Below are 20,679 nucleotides of genomic sequence, written 5' to 3' on the forward strand. Positions count from 1 at the left end.
TCGGCGGCGTCGTGGATGGCCCGGGCGGCCCGGTCCGGACTCCCGGGAACCCACCTCGCCCGCGTCGTGACGAGCCGTCGGCGTACGCTCGGTCCATGCTGCAGGGGATCGGCACGCAGGCGGGCGGGGTGCTCGTCGTGGTCGCGCTCACGGTGCTGCTCGTCGTCGGGATCACGCGGTTCACGTCCGGGGCCGAGGCTCGTGCGCGGCGAGACGCGGGTGCGGGGGAGAGCGCGTCGTCGGGCATGTTCGGTGAGATCGTCGAGATCTTCCAGCCGAGCCGCACGCACGTGACCGAGGAGAAGGAGCGGCAGCGACTCGACATCGCGCAGCGGCCCGCCGAGGGCCGCCCGTTCGACGTCGACCTCGAGGAGGGCGTGCTCTACGTGCCGGGGGAGGCGGCGGTTCCCGAGCGCCGGGACGCGAGCGAGCGGTAGCCGTCCTGTCCGGGTGAGGTCAGCCCGCCGACGTCCGTAGTGCCCGGTCGAGGTCGCGCCAGAGGTCCTCGACGTCCTCGATGCCGACGGAGAGCCGCAGGAGGTCCTCGGGTACCGTGAGCGACTCGGTCGCGAAGCGGCGTCGCCGTTCGAGGCTCGACTCGACGCCGCCGAGGCTCGTCGCCGGGACCCAGAGGCGCACGGCACCGACGACGGAGTCCGCGCCCGCGGCCCCGCCACGGGGCCGGACGCCGAGGATCGAGCCGTAGCCCGTCATGAGACGTGTCGCCCGCTCGTGCCCGGGGTCGGTCGGCAGGCTCGGGTGACGCACCTCGACGACGTCGGGGTGATCGGCGAGACGCCGGGCCAGCTCGGCGGCGTTCGCCTGGGCGCGCTCGACGCGCAGCGCGAGCGTGCGCAGACCGCGCAGCGCGAGCCACACCTCGAACGGGCCGGGGATCGAGCCGTGCAGCGTCCGGTAGGCGCGCAGGGCCGCGACGAGCTCGGGCGTCCGCGCGACGGCCGCGCCGAGGACGACGTCGGAGTGCCCGGCGAGGTACTTGGTCACCGAGTGCACGACGACGTCCGCGCCGTGGTCCAGCGGGCGTTGGCCCAGGGGGGTGGCGAACGTGTTGTCGACGGCGCTGAGGACACCGCGCTCGCGTGCGGCGGCGAGCAGCACGGGCAGGTCGGCGACCTCGAGCATGGGGTTCGTCGGGGACTCCACGAGCAGGAGCGAGGCGCCGTCGAGCGCGTCGAGCACCTGGTCCGTGTCCGCGACGTCTACCCGGACGACGTCGACCCCGGCGCGGGCGGCGAGGTCGTCCGCGAAGCCGAGGGTCACCTGGTAGGCGTGGCGCGGAAGCACGACCTTGCCACCGGCGGGGACGAAGGAGAAGACGGCCGCGATCGCCGCCATGCCGGACCCGAACACCACTCCGGGCTCCGGGGCACCCTCGAGCGCCGCGAGCGCCTCCTCGAACGGGTGCCACGTCTCGGTGTCCATGCGCGTGTACAGGAGCTCGCCCGGCTGCTGTACACCCTCGGACACGTAGGTCGAGGACAGCACGATCGGCGGGTTCACGGGCGCACCCTGGGCGCGCTCGGGCCGTCCGGCGGAGACGGCGACCGTCGCAGGAGCCAGGGCATCGGGGGAGTGCGGATCACTCATGGCGGCAGGTTACGCCGACGACACGACGGATGCCCCGGGCGACCGCCCACCGACCAGGCGATCCCGGCGGGTCGAGCAGGTGGTCCTGGTGCGTCCGGAGCCGGGGACGAGCCAGGACCACCTGTTCGGCGCTGGGCGGGGGCGTCAGGTGAGCGGGCCTAGGAGGGATTGGGCGACCGTGGAGTGGGCCGACTCGTCGTCGGAGGGGTGGAAGATCCCGGCCAGCACGTCGCGGTACAGGCGGCCGAGCTCGTTGCCCGCGAAGTAGCTCGACCCGCCGGCGACGCGCACCATCTGGTCGACGACCGTCTTCGCCGTCTCGGTGGCGCGGACCTTGAGACCTGCGGTCGCGCGGAACCACCCCGCCCCACGGTCCACGAGCGCGTCGAGCTCGCCCGCGACGGTGTCGATCTGCGGCCAGACCGCGTCGAGCGCGAGCGCGGCGTCGGCGAGGCGCCAGCGGATGTCGGGGTCCTGCGCGAGGGACGCGCCGTCGTTCTTCATCGACGTCCGACGGCGCGCCGCGGCGACGCCCAGCTCGAGCGCGCGCTCCGCGATCCCCGTGTAGACGGACGCGAGCAACGTCTCGAACGTCGTGAAGATCCCGACGACGAGCGGGTCGAGCGTCGGCCCGGGGGCGAGGCGTCGCACGACCCGGTCCACGGGCGCGTGCGCGCCGTCGAGCACGGTGGAACGGGACTGGGAAGCCCGCATGCCCATCGTGTCCCAGTCGTCGAGCACCTCGACGCCCGCGTCCCGGGCGACGAACGCGTGCACGAGGCGCGGGGCGTCGTCGGACACCGTGTCGAGCCCGAGGACGCCGAGACGCGTCCACGCGGGCGAGTTGGACGTGAAGATCTTGCGGCCGTGGAACGTGTACCCGCCCGTGCCGTCCGGTCGCGCCTCGGTGCGCGACCCGAGCAGGACGAGGTCGTTGCCGCCCTCGGAGTACCCGAAGCCGAACACCCCGCCGCGACCGGCCTCCTCGAGCAGCCAGTCGAGCGAGGCGTCGCCGCGCTCGTGCAGGTAGCGCGCGACGCCGGTCCACACGTGGTGCATGTTCACCGCGAGGGCCGTCGCGGGCGCCGCGCCCGCGAGCCGCGCCTGCTCGTGCGCGACCTCGCGCAGGCCGAGGCCGACGCCGCCGAACGACGCGGGGACGAGCGCGCGCAGGTACCCGGCCTCGGTCAGCGCCGCGAGGTCATCGTCGAAGAATGCGTTGTCGCGGTCGTAGCCCGCCGCGCGGCCGCGGACCGCCTCGAGCAGGTCGTCGGTGAGGAGGGTGCGGGGCTCGGGGAACGGGGGAGCGACGGAGGAGGGGGAGGACGACGGGGCGACGGGCGTGGGCATGGCCTGCCTTCGGTCGGGGCGGACGGCGAGAGGCCCCGGCGACGTGCGTCGCCGAGGCCCCTCCACCGTACGCCGGGCCTGTCGGCCGGCGAGCCGGTCAGCCGACGAGCACCGGCGCCGGCTCGTCCGGGGACGGCAGGATGCGGCGCAGCACGTCGGCGAGCGTCACGACGCCGACGAACCGCTCGCCGTCCATGACGATCGCGAGCTGCTCGCTCGACTCGCGCATGCGCGCGAGCGCGGCGTGCACGGTCGTCCCCGACGCGAGCACGAACCCGGGGCGCGCGAGCTCCCCGGCGGGCCGGTCGTCGGGCTCCAGGAGCGTGTCGCGCACGTGCACGACCTTCGGGACGACGCTCCCGTTCTGGACGAGGATGCGCAGGTGCCCCGACCCGGCGGACGCGGCCCGCACGTCCGCGGCCGTGGCCGTCGCGGGGACCGACGTCGGCCGGCCCTCGGTCGGCACGAGCGCGTCGACCGTGAGGGTCTCGAGCTCGATGACGCCCGAGATCTGCACGCGGTACGACGCCTCGAGCGCGCCGACGTTCGCCGAGTGCTCGACGAGGTGCCGCAGGGTCGCGGGATCCTGGCCACCGCCCTCGACGTTCTCGACGGGCTCGACGCCCACGGCCCGCACGCAGCGGTTCGCGAGCGCGTTGAGCCAGCGCAGCAGCGGTCGGAACGCCCACATGAACCCGCGCATCGGCAGCGCGAGGAGCGTGGCCGAGCGCTCCGGGTGGGCGATGGCCCACGACTTCGGCGCCATCTCGCCGATGACGAGGTGGAGGAACGTCACGATGATCAGCGCCAGCACGAAGCCCGCGACGTCGGCGGCCCACAGGGGCGCGCCCCAGGTCTCGAAGACCGGGGTGAGCCAGTGGTGCACGGCGGGCTTGGTGATGGCACCGAGCGCGAGCGTGCACGCCGTGATGCCGAGCTGTGCGCCCGCCATGAGGAGCGTGAGCTCGTTCGAGCTGCGCAGCGCGGCGCGTGCCGCGCGGCTCGTCGGTGCGGCGTCCTCGAGGCGGTGCCGCTTGGCGCCGAGGAGCGCGAACTCCACGGCGACGAAGAACGCGCTCAGCGCGATGATCGCGACGGTCGCCGCGACGACGACCCAGGGGTTGCTCATCGGGTCTCCTCCGCTGCGTCCGTCGGGCGGGCAGCCTCGTGGGTGGTGCGGTGTGCGTCGTCGTCGGCCGGGGTGTCGCCCCGCCGCTCGACGAGCCGGACGCGCACGAGGCGCGGCACGTGCCGCTCGACCGACAGGACGTCGACGACGAGCGTGCGGTGCACGGGCTCGTCGTGGACGAGGTCGGCCGGGTCGTCCGGGAGCGGGACCTCGATCGTGTCGCCCGCGCGCGGCAGGGCGCCGTGCTGGGCGATGAGGAGCCCGGAGACCGTCTCGTGGTCGCCGCGCGGCAGGTCGTGGCCGAGCGCGCGCTCCGCCTCGTCGACGTGGACGTCGCCGCCCATGACCCACACGCCGTCGTCCTCGGCCGTGACCGTGACGGGTTGCTCGGGGTCGTGCTCGTCGGTGATCTCGCCCACGAGCTCCTCGGCGAGGTCCTCGACCGTGAGCACGCCGGTGAAGCCGCCGTACTCGTCGATGACGCACGCGAGCTGGTTGCGCGTGGAGTTGAGCTGGGCGAGCGCGTCCGGCAGCGTCATGAGCGTCGGCAGCACGACGGCCGGGCGCATGAGGTCGGTGACGGGCGCGTCGTCGGGCAGGTCGGTCGCCAGGACGTCGGCGAGCTGGACGACGCCGAGCGGCTGGTCCGTCTCGTCGACGACCGGGTAGCGCGTGTGCGCGCGGGCGCTGAGCTCGCGCACCTCGGCGACGGTCGCCTCGGGGCGCACCGTCCCGACGCGCGAGCGGGGGATCATCGCGTGCTCGACGTCACGCTGGGGGAAGTCGAGGATGCGGTCGAGGAGCACGGAGAGCTCGTCGGGCAGGTCCCCGCTCTCGCGCGAGTCGGCCACGATGTGCTCGAGGTCGCGCGCGGTCGCCGTGTTGTCGACGTCGTGCACCGGCTCGATCTTGAGCAGCCGCAGCAGGGCGTTGGACGCCTTGTCGAACACCGCGATGAGCCAGCCGAACACCGTGAGGTAGGCGGTCGTGGAGCGAGCCAGGCCCTTCGCGAGCGGTTCGGGCCGCGCGATGGCGAGGTTCTTGGGGAACAGCTCGCCGAAGAGCATCTGGATGATCGTCGACAGCACGAGGGCGAGGACGGTGCCCACCGCCACGCCGACGCCCGTGGGGACGCCCACGCCGCCGAGCATCGTGCCCAGCGACTCGCCGATGAGGGGCTCGGCCACGTAGCCGACGAGCAGGCCCGTCACGGTGATCCCGAGCTGGGCCCCGGACAGGACGAAGGAGGTGCGCTTCGTGACGGCGAGCGCGCGCCGGGCCGACTCGTCGCCGGCCTCCGCCTTGGCCCCCAGCCGGGAGCGGTCGACGGTCATGTAGGCGAACTCCTGGGCGACGAAGTACGCCGTCGCCGCCGTGATCGCGAGAACCACGAGGAGCCCGAGCAGGAGGGAGAGGAAGGTCGTCATCGTGCCCGCACCGCCCTCCGGTCGTCGGGGACGCGTTCGCGCGTCCGCTCGCTGCCGGGGCCGGTGCGGCCGGGACTATGGTCGGGGTCGTCGGCCGCGGGGGCCTCGAGAGTCGTGTCTTCCACGGCACTCCCAACGCAGGACGGCCCCGGATCGTTCCCGACGGCGCGTCAGGTCCTCGTCGGGTACCACGTCGGGGCGCGAGCAGGCGTCCGGTAGGGTCGTCCGCGATGTCCAGCCAGAGCCCCGACCGGTCCGTGCCGTCCACCGACGAGCACCCCACCGGCGCGCCCCGCAAGCCCCGCGTCCTCGTGCTGTTCGGCGGTCGCTCCGGCGAGCACGCCATCTCCGCCGCGACCGCCGCGGGCGTCCTGCGCGCTATCGACCGGTCGCGGTACGACGTCGTCCCCGTCGGGATCACGCCGGCGGGCGAGTGGGTCCTGGCGGCCGACGAGCCCGCGCGCTGGGAGATCGCCGACGGCCGCCTGCCGCAGGTGGAGCCCACGGGCGAGGAAGTCATCCTGCCGCTGTCGACCGGTCGCCGGGACCTGCGCGTCCTCACCCCGGGCGACGTCCCGCGCGTGCTCGGCGAGGTGGACGTCGTCTTCCCGCTCCTGCACGGCCCGTACGGCGAGGACGGCACGCTCCAGGGGATGCTCGAGCTCGCGGACGTCCGGTACGTCGGCGCGGGCGTGCTCGCGTCCGCCGTCGGCATGGACAAGCACTTCATGAAGCTCGTGCTCGCGGGCGAGGGGCTGCCCGTCTCCCCGTACACCGTGATCCGGCCGGGCGAGTTCGAGCGCGACCCCGAGGCCTGGACGCAGACCGTCGCCGCGCTCGGAATGCCCGTGTTCGTCAAGCCCGCTCGCGCCGGGTCGAGCCTCGGCATCTCCAAGGTCGACGACCTGGCCGACCTGCCCGCGGCGATCGCCGCCGCGCAGGAGCACGACCCCAAGGTGATCGTCGAGGCGGGCGTCGTCGGCCGCGAGATCGAGTGCGCGGTCCTCGGCGGTCGCGGCGGCGCGCGCCCGCGCGCGTCGCTCCCGGGCGAGATCGTCGTCACGGGCGAGGCGCACGACTTCTACGACTTCGAGGCCAAGTACCTCGACGAGGCCGGGGTCGAGCTCTCGTGCCCGGCCGACCTGCCCGAGCACCTCGTCGAGCGCGTGCGCGAGATCGCGATCCGGACCTTCGAGGCCGTCGGCGCCGAGGGTCTGTCGCGCGTCGACGTCTTCGTCACGCCCGACGAACGGGTCGTCGTCAACGAGATCAACACGATGCCCGGCTTCACGCCGTTCTCGATGTACCCGCGCATGTGGGAGAAGTCGGGACTGAGCTACCCCGAGCTCATCGACGAGCTCGTCGCGCTCGCGCTCGAGCGACCCACCGGGCTGCGCTGACCCGGGCCACCGGGTGAGGCCCGGTGGCCGCAGGCCTCAACCCAGGTCGCCCGCGCCGACGCACGCGCGCGTCTGCGGGACCTCCATGACCGCCCGGCCCAGGTCCGCGACGAACGCCGTCGAGCGGTCCTCGGTCACGGCGGGCGGCACGACGAGCTGCACCGCGGGGTCGCGCCCGTAGGTCGTGAACGTCCACGTGCCCTGGTCCTCGACGACGAGCCAGTCCACCGTGCCGCCCTCGGACTGGACGCTCTGGCACGCCGTCGTCGTCGGGCCGGGCACCTCCACGCCGCAGCGCAACGTCACCGCGGCCCCGGGCTCGCCCCATGCCGCGGTGGCCTGGCTCGTGGTGCCGACCGCGTCCAGGCCCTCGCCCAGCGACTCGGGCAGAGCGAGCACGACGTCCGCGCACAGCGGGTTCTGGGCGTCGTCCGCCACCGGGACGCCGATGCGCGGCGCGCACGCGGCGGTCGCGGCCACGACGCCGAGGAGCGCGGGCACGGCGAGGGCACGCACGAAGGAGCGGCGGCGCGCGCGGGGCGTCGCGCCGGGGCGGGAAGCGGACGTGGCGGGAGGGACGGCGTCGAGCACGCGACCACCGTAGCGGGCCGGGACCGGTGCCCGTGACCGCACCGGCGGCGACTAGGGTGGCCGGGTGAGCGAGACGCCCCTGCTGGTCCGCGACGTGGCCGAGGAGGCGCTCCTCGCCCGGATCTTCCCCCTGCTGCCCACCGCGCCGACCACCCTCGTCGGTCCGGGCGACGACTGCGCCGTCGTGGCGGCGCCCGACGGCCGCTACGTGGTGTCGACCGACGTCCTCGTCGAGGACCGGCACTTCCGTCGGCGCTGGTCGTCCGGGTTCGACGTCGGCAGGCGGGCCGCGGTCCAGAACCTCGCCGACGTCGTGTCCATGGGCGCCCGCCCGGCGGCGCTCGTCGTCTCGCTCGTCATGCCCGGTGACCTGCCGGTCGACTGGGTCACCGGCCTCGCGCGCGGGCTCGCGGACGCGTGCACCCCCCTGGGTGCCGCCGTCGTCGGCGGAGACCTGTCCGGCGGCGACCAGGTCGTCGTCGCGGTGACCGTGCACGGCGACCTCGAGGGGCGCGACCCGGTCCTGCGCTCCGGGGCACGCCCGGGAGACGTCGTCGCCCTCGCGGGGACGCTGGGGCGGTCGGCGGCCGGCCTCGCCCTGCTCGACGCCGGGCGCGGAGAGGTCGATGAGGGTCTCGTCGCCGCGTACCTGCGGCCGGACCCCCCTCTTGCGGCCGGACCTGCCGCGGCCGACGCCGGTGCGACGGCGATGATGGACGTCTCCGACGGGCTGCTGCGGGACGCCGGGAGGATCGCCCGGGCGAGCGACGTCGTCGTGGACATCGACCCGGCGGCGTTGGCCGACGACCGCGAGGGCCTGCGCCCGACGGCGGCGTCGCTGGGCGCCGGGCTCCGGGACGGGCAGGGCGCACGGGTGGGCGCGACGGCGGTCTCCCCGGCCGACGACGAGGCGGACGGGGAAGGTGTCGCCGATCTCGTCGACGGGTGGGTGCTCTCCGGGGGCGAGGACCACGCGCTGCTCGCCACGTTCCCCGCCGACGTCGTGCTCCCGACCGCGTTCCGGGCGATCGGCACGGTCCGCCGTGCGGGGGGCGACGGGCCGGGCGTCCGGGTCGACGGACGCGTCGCGCAGCGCTCGGCGGGATGGGACCACTTCCGCGCCTGAGCGCGAGCCTCAGCTCCGGCGGTAGCGCACCGCGGTGAGGTCCTTGCCGCCGATGTCGTCGCGACGCTCGACGCCGTCCGGGGCGAAGCCGTGGCGGCGGTAGAAGCGGCGGGCGCGCTCGGCGTCCTCGAGGACCCAGAGCGTGACGGTGGTGCCCGGGCGCACCTCGCCGAGCATGGTGCGCATGAGGTCGCGGGCGACACCCCGGCCCCACGACTCGGGGTCGAGGTACATGGCGAAGATCTCGAGGTCGCCGGGCTCGGCGTCCTCGTCGCGGCTCGGCCCCAGGGTGGCGAAGCCGATGGTGCGGCCGTCGGCGTCGGCGAGCCAGGTGCGAGCGCCGGCGGTCGAGAGGCTCTGGACCCAGTGCTGCTCGCGCTGGTCGTGGTCGAGCGAGGCCAGGTACTCGTCCGGGACGATGCCCGCGTAGGCGCCGCGCCACGACGCGATGTGCACGGCCGCGATGGCGCTCGCGTCCGCGGGAGCGGCCGGGCGGATGGTTACCTCGCTCAGTTCCGTCACCATGCACACAGACTGCCACCGTGGTTCGGCATCCGCCAAACCGGTTTGTCCGGATCTCCAGGAGATCTCCGCATCTCGCGGCGGGGTGTTCGAGGGGGCGGCGGGTCCGGGGCGTGCACGAGGGGCGCAGACGACGAGAGCGCCTGCCGGGATCCGGCAGGCGCTCTCGTCAGGAAGTCTCACGATGCTCAGGCGGGACGGGTGACCTTCCCGGCCTTGAGGCAGGAGGTGCACACGTTGAGACGCTTGGGCGTCCCGGCGACCACGGCGCGCACGCGCTGGATGTTCGGGTTCCAGCGGCGCTTCGTGCGGATGTGGGAGTGCGAGATGCTGTGCCCGAAGCCCGGGCCCTTGCCGCAGACGTCGCAGTTGGCAGCCACGGTTTCTCCTGATCGTCGTGCACGTCGCGCACGCAGCGGCGACGTCCTGAATGGTCTGTAGGGTGTCTCGCCCGGTGTTCTTCGGCGACTCCTCGACGGTGTCGAGGGCGCGCGAAGCACCCGGGCAACCTCGCCAGGGTAGCCGATCCGAGGGCCCGAGCTCAAACCGGGCGCTCGTCACACCCGCCGGGTGCCAACCACGCCCGCCGCGCGCCCCGTCGCCCCCCGCGGTTGACTACCGTGGTCCCGACGGCCGACCCGGTCGTCCGACCGCCCGGCCACGAGGCCCGGTCGCCCGCCGAACGCCAGGAGCCGGTCCGACGTGAGCCCCCGGAGCGACGTGGTCGACGCCGCCGTCGTCGTCGCGTGGGGCCGTCACGGCGTCAGCGCGCTCGCCGCCGCACGCGAGTCCCTCGACCGGGTGAACGTCTTCCCGGTCGCGGACGCGGACACCGGCACCAACATGTACCTCACGCTCCTCGACGCGGTCCGTGCGCTGCCCGCCGATTCCACGTCCGGAGCGCTGGAGGAGGGCACGGCGGGCGGCGCCGGCGACCTGCTCGTGCGCCTGGCCCGCGGCGCGCTCGTCGGGGCACGCGGCAACTCGGGAGTCATCCTCAGCGAGTACCTGCGCGGTCTCGCGCTCGAGCTCGCCGAGCACCGCACCGTCACCGGCGCGGCGCTCGCGGCCGGCCTCGGTCGTGCTGCCCGCACGGCCCGCGGTGCGGTGGCGCGACCGGCACCGGGCACGATCCTCACGGCGGCCGACGCCGCTGCGCGCACCGCCGCGACCGCGTCGGAGGGTCCGGACGTCTCCTCGCCCGCGGTCGTCGCGGCCGCGGCCAGGGACGGCGCGCGGGCCGCGGCACTGCGCAGCACCGGCGAGCTGGACGTGCTCGCCCGCGCGCAGGTGCTCGACGCCGGAGCTCTCGGCCTGGTGCTGGTCCTCGGCGCGCTCGTCGCGGCGATCGGCGCCGGCACCGCCGTGCCGACCGACCTCGGGGCCACCGCGTCCGCGGCGGACCGCGGGGTCGCCGCGCACGACGACGCCGGGCTCGCAGGGGCGGGCGTGTCGGAGGTGCTCGGCATGATGGCCGGGATGGTGCCGGTACCGGGTTCGTCCGGGGAGTCCGGCACCGCACCGGAGGCCGGGCACGAGGGGGGCGAGTTCGAGGTGATGTACGTGGTGGACGCCCCCGTGGGGAGCGCCGCGCCCGCGGCCGGGCGCGCGCCCGTCGAGGACCCTGCGGGGCTGCTCCGCGCGGAGCTCGCGCGGATCGGCGACTCCGTCGTCGTGGTGGGCGGTCCGGGCGACCGCGGCTCGGGCCTCTGGCAGGCGCACGTCCACACCGACGACCCGATGGCCGCTGTCGCCGTCGGCCGGGCCGCTCTCGTGACCGTGCGGCACCCGCTGGACGACGGCGCCGCGCGCGCCGGCGGCGAGGCGGGCGGCGAGGCCGCGCTGCGCCAGGTCCGGGTCCGGCACCTGCCCGGGTCGCACGAGCACAACCACGGCCTGGAGGCGGACACCGACCGGACGCCGGGCGCCGGGGCGGGCGCGATCCCGGTCGACGGCGGCGGACCGGGGCTGGTCGCGGTGACCACGGCGCCCGGGCTCGTCGCCGACCTCGCGCGCGCGGGCGCCGTCGTGCTGCTGCGGGAGGCATCCGTCCCCCTCGACCTCGCTGCGCTGCACCGCGTCGCGGTCGACGCCCGCGCGGCGCACGTCGCGCTCCTGCCCGGCGCGGACCTCCCGGAGGACGACGTCGAGGCGCTGCGCGCGAGCCTGCGCGACGACGGGGTCGAGACGCTCGAGGTGCTGCCCGCCGCGACCGACCTGCACGTCGCGGTGGCGCTCGCCGCCGCACAGCTCGTCGAGCATGGCGCCGCGCCGCGCCTCGAAGCGGCCCGGTCGGCGCTCGACGCCGTCCGGTGGAGCCGCCTCGACGTCGCGGGTGTCCCCGCGCCGGAGGCGGCGCGGCGGCTCGTCGACCTGGCCGACCCGCTCCGCGCGCGGCCCGGGGCGCTCGTCACCGTGCTCGCCGACGACGACGTGCCGGACGCGGCCGTCGACGCGCTCGCGGCCGACGCGACCGGGACCGGCGCCGAGGTCGTGCTCCTGCGCTCGGGCCGTGGCGGCGGCGGTGTCACGCTCGCCGTCGAGGGGCCGGACGCTCTGGAGACCGTGGACGAGGACACCGGGGGGACGAGGGATGAGTGACCGCCTGTCCGAGCCGCTGACCCGCGCGGTCGGCACGCGCAGCGCGGGCCCGCTCGCGAAGCTGGGCCTCGAGACCGTCGGGGACCTCCTGCGGCACTACCCGCGACGCTACGGAGACCCGGGCCGCCTCACCGACCTCGGGGGGCTCGCGCTCGGCGAGCACGTGACGATCGTCGCGCAGGTCCGCAGCGCGACCGTCCGGCGCATGCGCAACCGCGCGGGCGCGATCCTCGAGGCGGTCGTGACCGACGGCCCGCAGCAGCTCTCGCTCACGTTCTTCGCCAAGAGCCCCAACGTCCTGCGCTACCACGAGCAGCGGCTCGCACCGGGGCGGCACGGGCTCTTCACGGGGGTGGTCGGGCTGTACCGGGGCACGCGCCAGCTCACGCACCCCGACTACAAGATCATCGGGGTCGACGACGACGCCGAGGACGCCGAGAGCGCCGTGCTCGAGGCGAGCCGGCCCATCCCCATCTACCCCGCGAGCGCGAGCATCCCGAGCTGGAAGATCCAGCCCGCGGTGCGCACCGTGCTCGACCCGCTGCGCGAGGAGGACGTCCCGGACCCGCTCCCGGACGCCGTCCGGGAGCGGCACGGGCTCGGGACCCGGCTCGAGGCGCTGCGCGACGTGCACGAGCCCTACGACGAGAAGCAGTGGCGTCGCGGGCGGGACCGGCTGCGGTACGAGGAGGCGTTCGTCCTCCAGGCGGCGCTCGCCCAGCGCCGGGTGCGGGCGGCGGCCGAGCCGGCGACGGCCCGCCCGCCGCGGGGTCCGGGGGAGTCGAGCATCCTCGCCGACTTCGACGCCGCGCTCCCGTTCACGCTGACGACGGGTCAGCGGGAGGTCGGGGAGGAGATCGCGTCGGACCTCGCGCTCGCGCGGCCCATGCAGCGGCTCCTGCAGGGCGAGGTGGGCTCCGGCAAGACGGTCGTCGCGCTGCGCGCCATGCTCCAGGTGATCGACGCCGGCGGGCAGGCGGCGCTCCTCGCCCCGACCGAGGTGCTCGCCGCGCAGCACGCGCGCACCCTGCGCGCGCTGCTCGGACCGCTCGCCGAGGGCGGGTTCCTCGGCGGCGCGGAGCACGGGACGCGCGTCGCGCTCCTCACCGGCTCGCTCGGTGCGGCGGCGCGCAAGGAGGCGCTGCTCGACGCCGCGAGCGGCGCCGCCGGGATCGTCGTCGGCACGCACGCGCTGCTGTCCGAGAACGTGCAGTTCGCCGACCTCGGCCTCGTCGTCGTGGACGAGCAGCACCGGTTCGGCGTCGAGCAGCGCGACGCGCTGCGGGCCAAGGCGCGGACGGCGCCGCACCTGCTCGTGATGACCGCGACCCCGATCCCGCGCACCGTCGCGATGACGGTGTTCGGCGACCTCGAGACGTCCTCGCTCACCGAGATCCCGGCCGGGCGCGCCGGCATCACGACCCACGTCGTGCCCGCCGGCAACGAGGCGTGGATGGAGCGCACCTGGGCGCGCGTGCGCGAGGAGGTCGATGCCGGGCACCGCGCGTACGTGGTGTGCGCGCGCATCCACCCGGACGAGCCGGACGCGGACGGGCCGCCGAAGGGGACCGACGACTTCGACGAGGTGCCCGACTTCCTCCTCGACCCCGACACCCCGGACGCCTCGGACCGCGCGCCCCTACGGGCCGTGCTGGAGGTCGCCGAGGAGCTGCGCGCGCACCCGCGTCTCGCCGGGCTCGACGTCGGGGTGCTGCACGGCCAGATGGCCCCGGCGGACAAGGACGCCGTGATGGCCGACTTCGCGTCGGGCGCGGTCCAGGTGCTCGTCTCGACGACGGTCGTCGAGGTCGGCGTCGACGTGCCCGAGGCGACGGCGATGGTCGTCCTCGACGCCGACCGGTTCGGCATCTCCCAGCTCCACCAGCTCCGCGGGCGCGTCGGGCGCGGGTCCGCGGCCGGCCTGTGCCTGCTCGTGTCGACCGCGCAGCCCGGCACGCCTGCCGCGACCCGCGTCGAGACGCTCGCACGCACCACCGACGGGTTCGAGCTCGCGACCGTCGACCTCGAGCTCCGTAGCGAGGGCGACGTCCTCGGGGCGGCGCAGTCGGGGCGCACGAGCTCCCTGCGACTCCTGCGTGTCGTCAAGGACGCGGACGTCATCGAGACCGCTCGCGCGGATGCGGCCGCCGTCGTGGGGGAGGACCCCGACCTGGCCGGCCACCCGGCGCTCGCCGCCGCGATCCGCGACCAGCTCGACCCCGAGCGCGAGGAGTTCCTCGAGCGAGCGTGAGCGTGCGGCGCTGTCCACCGGCCGCCGCGCCGGTCGTCGTGCCCCCGCACCACGGCGTCGGGCATCGTGACCTCGCACCACGGCGTCGTGCCTCGAACCCGCTGCGGCGTGTCTAGGCTGGGCGCGTGACGAGGATCGTGGCGGGAACGGTAGGGGGACGCACGCTGCAGGTCCCGCCGCGCGGGACGCGGCCGACGAGCGAGCGTGTCCGTGAGGCGATCTTCTCGCGCCTCGAGCACCTGGGCGTGGTCGACGACGCGCAGGTCCTCGACCTCTACGCAGGCTCGGGCGCGCTCGGTCTGGAGGCCGCGAGCCGTGGCGCCGCCGACGTGACGCTGGTCGACTCCGCCCGGGTCGCCGCTGACGTCGCGCGTCGCAACGTCGCCGCCCTGGGCCTGAGCGGCGTGCGGGTCGTCTCCCAGCCGGCCGAGACGTTCGTCGCGGGCGTGGCGGCAGACGCTGCGCTACGGGTGGAGGTCGGCGCAGCGGACGGGTCGCCGCCCGCTGGTCGTGCGGGCCACGGCCCCTACCACCTCGTCCTCGTCGACCCGCCGTACGACGTCACCGCCGAGGCCCTCGAACGAGTCCTCCACCATCTCGCCGCGCCCGGCGTCCTCGACCCGGCCGCCGTCGTCGTCGTCGAGCGCTCGACCCGCACCCCCGAACCGGCGTGGCCCACGGGCTGGGAGCTCGTCGCGCACAAGGACTACGGCGAGACCGCGGTGTTCTTCGTCGGCCCCGAGCTCCCCGACGAGGCGTGATCACCCCCCGCCCAGGGCCGAGATGGAACCGCAGTCGCGTGAGGTAGAACCGTGGTTGCCCGAGATAGAACGCTGGTGACGCGCGACTGCGGTTCTCCCTCGGCTGACGCCGCCGTCAGGCCGAGGGTGCGTGGGTCTCGTCCTGGGCGAGGAGACCGACGGGGACCGTTGCGAGGTCTGCGGGGTCGGTCGGGTCCACGAGCGCGACGCGGTCGCCGCTCGCGGCGTGGAGCAGGCGGCGGGTCGCGGCGTCGTCCGCGAGGGTGCCCTCGCTCGCGCGGAGGTTCTCGGCGAGGAACGCGCGCAGCGGGGCCGCGGGGACGTCGTCGGCGGTGCCCGGCCCGAGCGGGAACGACACGAGCAGGAGGGCGGGAACTCGTTCGCCGGAAGGTCCGTCGCCGGGCTGGAAGTAGGGGAGCGCGAGGACGCGCGCGCTGAGCCGCGCGTAGAACCGCAGACGCGCGACGGGGTCGCCGTGCGCCTCGCTGCCCGTGTGGTGCGCGGGGTGCTCGACCTCCCCGACGACGAGCAGCGGGTCGAGCGCGCGCCAGTCGGCGAGGGCGGCGGCGACGAGCCGGCCGCCCGTCCCGCCGCCGCGCCGGCCGGGCGCGATGGCGAGGTAGAGGACGAGGAGGACGCGCGCGTCGGGGAACCACTCGCCGACGACGCCCGCGACGACGCGTCCGTCCTCCACCACGCCGAGGCTGCGCAGGCGTCCGGTCGCGTGGTCGACGAGGAGCTCGTCCTCGTCCATGAGCTCGGCGGGCGGGAAGGACGGCGCGAGCACGTCGCGGTGCAGCGAGCGCACCAGCGCGGGGCTGTCGAGCGGGACGACGGGTCTCTCCGGTGAGGTCACGCCCCCATCGTGTCGCGGGTGCGCGCCGGGCGCCCGCCCGCGTCCGACCGCTCCACGCCGGCTCCCGGGCGGGTTGGGCGGCGACCGGTCGTGGCGCCGGGGTACGGGCGGCACCGTGTACTACCGTGACGAGGTGACCACAGCCGTCTGTCCCGGGTCGTTCGACCCGATCACCCTGGGCCACCTCGACATCGTCCGACGCGCCCGCGTGCTCTTCGACGACGTCGTCGTCGGCGTCGCGCGGAACGCGTCGAAGTCGGCGCTGCTGAGCGTCGACGAGCGCGTCGCGCTGGCTCGTGCCGCGGTCGACGGCGCCGGGCTGGACGGTGTCCGTGTGGAGGTCGTGCCGGGGCTCCTGGTGGACTTCTGCCGGGAGGTCGGCGCGGGCGCCGTGGTCAAGGGTCTGCGCGGTGGCGCGGACTTCGACGCCGAGCTGCCGATGGCGCTCATGAACCGCCACCTGGCTGGCGTCGAGACCGTGTTCGTCGCGGGAGACGCCGCGCTGCTGCACGTCGCGTCGTCGCTCGTGAAGGACATCGCGCGATACGGGGGACCGGTCGACGACCTGGTCCCACCGGGGGTGGGTGACGCCGTCCGTGCGGCGCTGGCACGGGTGCAGGGGAGCAGCAGGTGAGCACGACGGGAAGGACCGGGTACGTGAGCGAGCAGCAGGACCGGCGGGTGACGCACGAGGACCGCGCGACCGAGGAGGCGCAGGTCGGGTTGAACGCGATCCTCGACGACCTGGCGAACCTCGTCGAGACGGCGCGCGCGATGCCCATGTCGTCGTCGGTGCTCGTGCACAAGGGCGACGCCGTCGCGCTCCTCGACGAGCTGCGCGGTGCCCTGCCGGAGCAGCTGGCGCACGCGGACGAGGTCCTCGCCCAGGCGGACGACGTCCTCGAGGACGCGCACCGGCAGGCGGAGGAGATCCTCACGACGGCGCGGGCACGGGCGATCGAGCTCGTGCAGGCGGAGCAGGTGGTCGTGCAGGCGGAGTCGCGGGCCCGGGAGATCGTCGACGAGGCCGAGGAGGCCGCGGCAGCGCTCCGGCGCGACGCCGACGACTACTGCGACCGTCGGCTCGCGGACTTCGAGGTCGACCTCGGCAAGCTGCTCGCGCAGGTGCAGGGCGGTCGCGCGAAGCTCGCGGACCGCCTCGGGGACCACGTCGCCGCGCCGGAGGAGTCGCCGTTCCCGGCGACGATGCGTGAGCGCACGGGCGACCGCGCGGCGCGCTGAGGTCCGCACCGGGCAGGGGCCCGGTGGTCGTGGCGCCGACGGCCGGTGCTGCGCTCGGCAGGGAGGTGCGGGGCAGGTGGCGGCGCGACCGTCCCGTGACGTAAGATCGATGTTTGGCTCGGCGCGTCACGCGTCGGCCAGTGCCGGGCAGCCGCCGTCGAGCGGTCGCCGGCCCCGACCATCGTTGACCACCGTCCGCAGGCCGTCGTGCCCGTGGGAACCGGACCAGGAGCGCGCCATCACCTCCGAGAAGACGTCGCCGCTCGTGCTCGACACGCACGAGCTCGGTCGGCGACCCGGGAGCATGCGGACGGTCGTCGCGACCGTCCCTGCGCCCGCCGACCTGGGCACGGCCGTGATCGGGATCCCCGAGGGCAGCGAGCTCGAGCTCGACCTGCGCCTCGAGGCGGTCATGGAGGGCGTGCTGGTCTCGGGGACGGTGACGGGCCACGCGGTCGGGGAGTGCGCGCGCTGCCTCGACACGGTCCACGAGGACGTCACGGTCGAGCTCGGGGAGCTCTTCGCCTACCCCGAGCGCGCGAAGGCCGCCCAGGAGTCGGGCGACGACCTCGAGGACGCCGAGGACGTCTACGACCTCGACGGTGACCTCGCTGACATCGAGCCCGCGCTACGGGATTCGGTCGTCACTGCACTACCATTCAGTCCGGTGTGCCGAGCGGACTGCCCGGGGCTGTGCTCCGAGTGCGGGGCGCGTCTCGCGGACGACCCCGGGCACGCACACGAACTCGTCGACCCTCGCTGGTCGGCGCTGGAGAGCATGTTCGACACCTCGAACGTGTCCGACGAGACGAAAGAGAGCTAGCCGTGGCTGTTCCGAAGCGCAAGATGTCGCGCAGCAACACCCGTGCGCGTCGTTCGCAGTGGAAGACGACCGCCGCGAACCTCACCACCTGCCCGCAGTGCAAGGGCGACAAGCTGTCGCACGCGGCGTGCCCGACGTGCGGTACCTACAAGGGCCGCCAGTACGCCGAGGCGCTGCGCACCGAGCACGCAGGCTGAGGCGCGTGGCACCGGCTGCACCGGCATCCGGTCTTCTCGAGAAGCTCGGGGTCCATCTGGACCCCGAGCTTCTCGTGCTTGCGCTCACGCACCGGTCGTTCGCGCACGAGAACGGCGGCATCCCCACGAACGAGCGTCTCGAGTTCCTCGGTGACACCGTCCTGGGCCTCGTCGTCACGGAGACCCTCTACCGACGGCACCCCGACCTGTCCGAGGGCGAGCTCGCCAAGATGCGCGCCGCGACCGTGTCGCAGAAGTCGCTCGCGGCGATCGCGCGGAGGCTCGGCCTGGGTCAGTACGTGCTGCTCGGCAAGGGGGAGATCCGCACGCGCGGCAACGACAAGGACTCGATCCTGTCCGACACCGTCGAGGCGATCATCGGCGCGGTCTACCTGAGCCACGGCCTCGAGCCCGCGCGCGGGCTCGTGCTGCAGCTCGTCGAGCCGACGCTGTCCGCGGCGGCCGGGCTGGGTGCCGGGCTCGACTGGAAGACGTCGCTCCAGGAGGCCGCGGCCGCGGCGGGCCTGAGCGCTCCCTCCTACTCGAGCGACGCCGTCGGACCCGACCACGCACGCGTCTTCACGTCGTACGTCCACCTCGACGGCCGCCTGTACGGCACCGGCAGCGGGACCGCCAAGAAGTACGCCGAGCAGGAGGCCGCCGAGCGCGCCTACCGGGCTCTGGCGACCGAGCAGGCGGAGAAGCGCTCGGCCGACGAGCGCCCGGCGGAGGCGGTCGAGGACGCCGGTGCCTGAGCTGCCCGAGGTCGAGACCGTCCGGGACGGTCTCGCCCGCCACGTGCTGGGCGCCCGGGTCGTCGACGTCGAGGTGCTGCGCGACTACAGCGTGCGGCGACACGACGGCGGCCCGGCCGGCTTCCGGGACCAGCTCCTCGGCCAGCGGCTCGTCAGCGCCGTCCGGCGCGGCAAGTTCCTCTGGCTCCCGCTCGTCCCGGGCGGTGCGGAGGAGAGGCCGGACGACGACCCGGCGGCCGCGCTCCTGGCGCACCTGGGGATGTCGGGCCAGCTCCTCGTGCGCTCGGGGCCGGGCCTCGGCGAGCGGTCGCCCCACCTGCGCGTGCGGCTCGTGCTCGAGCCCGACGGCGCGGGCCCGGCGGGCGCGCTCGCGCTCGACTTCGTCGACCAGCGCACGTTCGGGCACCTGTCCGTCCAGGATCTCGTGCCCACGCCCGACGGCGCCCCGGGCGGCCTCGGGTCCGACCTCGCCGCGGTCCCCGGCCCGGTCGCGCACATCGGCCGCGACCTGCTCGACCCCGCGCTGCGGCGCGACGACGTCGTGGACGCGATCCGTCGTCGTCGGACGGGGGTGAAGCGTGCCCTGCTCGACCAGACGGTCGTTTCCGGGGTGGGCAACATCTACGCGGACGAGGCGCTGTGGCGAGCGCGCCTGCACTTCGCGCGCGCCACCGACACGCTGCGCCGCCCGGAGGCGCACCGTCTCCTGGACGCGGCTGCGGAGGTCATGACCGAGGCGCTCGCTCAGGGCGGCACGAGCTTCGACGCGCTGTACGTCAACGTCAACGGGCAGTCGGGCTACTTCTCGCGCTCGCTCGCGGTGTACGGGCAGGAGGGCGAGCCGTGCCCGCGCTGCGGGGCGCCGGTGCGTCGCGACGAGTTCATGAACCGGTCGTCCTACACGTGCCCGCGCTGCCAGCCGCGCCCGCGCAACGGCCGCTGGTGACCTGCCCCCGGCTCCGCTGAGTGCATGAAATAGTCGCGCTCGATCGACTCGAACGCGACTATTTCATGCACTCAGCGGTCAGCGGGGGACGACGTTGCGGAGCTCGCGGCCGGCGCGGAGCGCGTCGAGGTTGGCGTTCACGAGGTCCGACCCGTGCTGGGGTCGGTTGCCCGCGACGTGCGGGGTGAGGATCAGGTGCGGGGCGTCCCACAGGGGTGACCCCTCCGGGAGGGGCTCGGTCTCGGTGACGTCCAGGGCCGCGCCGCCCAGACGCCCCTCCCGCAGCGCGGCGACGAGCGCGTCCTCGTCCACGGTGGCGCCGCGGCCGACGTTGACGAAGACCGCGTGGTCGGGGAGCTGGTCGATCCGGGCGGCGTCGAGCGCGCGCCGTGTCGTGCCGAGCGCGGGCAGCAGGGAGACGAGGACGTCCGTCGTCGCGAGCACGTCCGGCAGGTCGTCGTCGGTCACGACGGGAAAGCCGTGGCGCTCGCCGCGACTGCCCGCGACGCCCATGACCTCGGCGCCCAGGGCGGCGAGGAGCGGCGCGAGCCGTGCGGCGATCGAGCCGAACCCCCAGATCGTCACGCGCGCACCGTCGAGCGTGTAGCGCGACGCGGTGGCCGGGTCGGCCTGCGCCCGGTTCACGACGGCGTCCCACCGGTGCTCGCGCTGCGCGGCACCGAGCACGTCGAGGCGCCGCACCGCCGCGAGGACGAGCGCGAGCGCGTGCTCGGCGACCGGGCCGTCGTGGAGCGAACGACCCGACGTGATCGTCACGTCCGGGCCGAACCCGGCCGCGAGGACGGCGTCAGGACCGGCGGCGAGCGTCTGGACCCAGCGCAGGCGCGTGAGCCGCGCGGCGGCGTCGGCGAGGTTCCCGGGGGTGTTGCCCCAGACCACGAGCACCTCGGCGTCGGCGTCCGCGGGCCGGAACGGCGCCTCGGCGTCGTAGCGGACGACGTCGTCGCCGGGACCCCCGGGCACGTCGAGGGCGATGGTGCCGGGCACGAGGATCTTCACCGCTGGCTCCTGAGGTCTGCCGTCGTGGGCCGCGGTCCCCGGGCGCGCCGGGCGGACCGCCTCGCGAACGTACC

The 20,679-nt window shown here is 75.1% G+C and carries 21 protein-coding genes; 12 read left to right on the forward strand and 9 right to left on the reverse strand.

Annotation, left to right across the window (positions count from 1 at the left end; translation table 11 throughout):
* Window positions 1-95 precede the first annotated feature (95 nt).
* On the forward strand, window positions 96-437 hold the full coding sequence (locus FIC82_RS09155; RefSeq protein WP_154798345.1) for a hypothetical protein: 342 nt from the start codon (window positions 96-98) through the stop codon (window positions 435-437).
* A gap of 19 nt (window positions 438-456) precedes the next feature.
* On the opposite strand, the gene FIC82_RS09160 is transcribed toward FIC82_RS09155, so the two are convergent.
* From FIC82_RS09160 to FIC82_RS09175, 4 genes are all read right to left on the reverse strand, one after another.
* Complete coding sequence (locus FIC82_RS09160) at window positions 457-1,608, reverse strand: trans-sulfuration enzyme family protein (protein ID WP_154798346.1); 1,152 nt, start codon at window positions 1,606-1,608, stop codon at window positions 457-459.
* A gap of 144 nt (window positions 1,609-1,752) precedes the next feature.
* Complete coding sequence (locus FIC82_RS09165) at window positions 1,753-2,958, reverse strand: acyl-CoA dehydrogenase family protein (RefSeq protein ID WP_154798347.1); 1,206 nt, start codon at window positions 2,956-2,958, stop codon at window positions 1,753-1,755.
* 97 nt (window positions 2,959-3,055) lie between these two features.
* Window positions 3,056-4,087, reverse strand: coding sequence for a hemolysin family protein (locus tag FIC82_RS09170; RefSeq protein WP_154798348.1), 1,032 nt, complete (start codon window positions 4,085-4,087; stop codon window positions 3,056-3,058).
* Window positions 4,084-5,514: a hemolysin family protein gene (locus FIC82_RS09175; protein WP_154798349.1), complete on the reverse strand. Its 1,431-nt coding sequence runs from the start codon at window positions 5,512-5,514 to the stop codon at window positions 4,084-4,086. Before FIC82_RS09175 ends, FIC82_RS09170 begins: the two co-directional genes overlap by 4 nt.
* A 230-nt stretch (window positions 5,515-5,744) precedes the next feature.
* Between FIC82_RS09175 and FIC82_RS09180 the strand changes: the two genes are divergently transcribed.
* On the forward strand, window positions 5,745-6,914 hold the full coding sequence (locus tag FIC82_RS09180) for a D-alanine--D-alanine ligase family protein (RefSeq protein ID WP_154798350.1): 1,170 nt from the start codon (window positions 5,745-5,747) through the stop codon (window positions 6,912-6,914).
* Window positions 6,915-6,950: 36 nt separating this feature from the next.
* Here the strand turns inward: FIC82_RS09180 and FIC82_RS09185 are convergent, their stop codons facing one another.
* Window positions 6,951-7,505 (reverse strand): DUF3515 domain-containing protein, encoded by a 555-nt coding sequence (locus FIC82_RS09185; protein WP_336240474.1) that lies wholly within the window; start codon window positions 7,503-7,505, stop codon window positions 6,951-6,953.
* Window positions 7,506-7,569: 64 nt separating this feature from the next.
* Between FIC82_RS09185 and FIC82_RS09190 the strand changes: the two genes are divergently transcribed.
* Window positions 7,570-8,631: a thiamine-phosphate kinase gene (locus FIC82_RS09190; RefSeq protein WP_168731658.1), complete on the forward strand. Its 1,062-nt coding sequence runs from the start codon at window positions 7,570-7,572 to the stop codon at window positions 8,629-8,631.
* Window positions 8,632-8,640: 9 nt separating this feature from the next.
* Here FIC82_RS09190 and FIC82_RS09195 read toward each other — a convergent pair whose 3' ends face one another.
* Both FIC82_RS09195 and rpmB read right to left on the reverse strand, forming a co-directional pair.
* Complete coding sequence (locus FIC82_RS09195; RefSeq protein WP_154798351.1) at window positions 8,641-9,156, reverse strand: GNAT family N-acetyltransferase; 516 nt, start codon at window positions 9,154-9,156, stop codon at window positions 8,641-8,643.
* 185 nt (window positions 9,157-9,341) lie between these two features.
* On the reverse strand, window positions 9,342-9,533 hold the full coding sequence (gene rpmB / locus FIC82_RS09200) for a 50S ribosomal protein L28 (protein ID WP_024840757.1): 192 nt from the start codon (window positions 9,531-9,533) through the stop codon (window positions 9,342-9,344).
* 322 nt (window positions 9,534-9,855) lie between these two features.
* Between rpmB and FIC82_RS09205 the strand changes: the two genes are divergently transcribed.
* From FIC82_RS09205 to rsmD, 3 genes are all read left to right on the forward strand, one after another.
* Entirely contained in the window at window positions 9,856-11,754 is a 1,899-nt protein-coding gene (locus FIC82_RS09205) for a DAK2 domain-containing protein (protein ID WP_154798352.1), read from the forward strand.
* Window positions 11,747-14,005: an ATP-dependent DNA helicase RecG gene (locus FIC82_RS09210; RefSeq protein ID WP_154798353.1), complete on the forward strand. Its 2,259-nt coding sequence runs from the start codon at window positions 11,747-11,749 to the stop codon at window positions 14,003-14,005. Before FIC82_RS09205 ends, FIC82_RS09210 begins: the two co-directional genes overlap by 8 nt.
* Window positions 14,006-14,130: 125 nt before the next feature.
* The gene (rsmD, locus tag FIC82_RS09215) at window positions 14,131-14,766 is read left to right on the forward strand and encodes a 16S rRNA (guanine(966)-N(2))-methyltransferase RsmD (RefSeq protein ID WP_168731659.1); all 636 of its coding nucleotides are present in this window, start codon (window positions 14,131-14,133) and stop codon (window positions 14,764-14,766) included.
* Between the two features lie 115 nt (window positions 14,767-14,881).
* Here rsmD and FIC82_RS09220 read toward each other — a convergent pair whose 3' ends face one another.
* Entirely contained in the window at window positions 14,882-15,622 is a 741-nt protein-coding gene (locus FIC82_RS09220) for a GNAT family N-acetyltransferase (protein ID WP_168731660.1), read from the reverse strand.
* 133 nt (window positions 15,623-15,755) lie between these two features.
* Between FIC82_RS09220 and coaD the strand changes: the two genes are divergently transcribed.
* The 6 genes from coaD (at window position 15,756) to mutM (ending at window position 19,585) form a co-directional block, all read left to right on the forward strand.
* Window positions 15,756-16,256 (forward strand): pantetheine-phosphate adenylyltransferase, encoded by a 501-nt coding sequence (coaD, locus tag FIC82_RS09225; RefSeq protein WP_168731661.1) that lies wholly within the window; start codon window positions 15,756-15,758, stop codon window positions 16,254-16,256.
* 23 nt (window positions 16,257-16,279) lie between these two features.
* Complete coding sequence (locus tag FIC82_RS09230) at window positions 16,280-16,864, forward strand: hypothetical protein (RefSeq protein WP_253691663.1); 585 nt, start codon at window positions 16,280-16,282, stop codon at window positions 16,862-16,864.
* 304 nt (window positions 16,865-17,168) lie between these two features.
* A complete protein-coding gene (locus FIC82_RS09235; protein WP_253691773.1) occupies window positions 17,169-17,687 on the forward strand; it encodes a YceD family protein in 519 nt (172 codons plus the stop codon).
* Window positions 17,688-17,689: 2 nt separating this feature from the next.
* Window positions 17,690-17,884: a 50S ribosomal protein L32 gene (gene rpmF / locus FIC82_RS09240; RefSeq protein ID WP_021482203.1), complete on the forward strand. Its 195-nt coding sequence runs from the start codon at window positions 17,690-17,692 to the stop codon at window positions 17,882-17,884.
* 5 nt (window positions 17,885-17,889) lie between these two features.
* On the forward strand, window positions 17,890-18,639 hold the full coding sequence (rnc, locus tag FIC82_RS09245; protein ID WP_253691666.1) for a ribonuclease III: 750 nt from the start codon (window positions 17,890-17,892) through the stop codon (window positions 18,637-18,639).
* Window positions 18,632-19,585, forward strand: coding sequence for a bifunctional DNA-formamidopyrimidine glycosylase/DNA-(apurinic or apyrimidinic site) lyase (gene mutM, locus FIC82_RS09250; protein WP_168731662.1), 954 nt, complete (start codon window positions 18,632-18,634; stop codon window positions 19,583-19,585). The genes rnc and mutM overlap by 8 nt, the downstream gene beginning before the upstream one ends.
* Window positions 19,586-19,663: 78 nt before the next feature.
* On the opposite strand, the gene FIC82_RS09255 is transcribed toward mutM, so the two are convergent.
* A complete protein-coding gene (locus FIC82_RS09255) occupies window positions 19,664-20,605 on the reverse strand; it encodes an NAD(P)-dependent oxidoreductase (protein WP_168731663.1) in 942 nt (313 codons plus the stop codon).
* Window positions 20,606-20,679 lie beyond the last annotated feature (74 nt).

It is taken from the genome of Cellulosimicrobium protaetiae, assembly GCF_009708005.2.
GTDB classification, from domain to species: domain Bacteria; phylum Actinomycetota; class Actinomycetes; order Actinomycetales; family Cellulomonadaceae; genus Cellulosimicrobium; species Cellulosimicrobium protaetiae.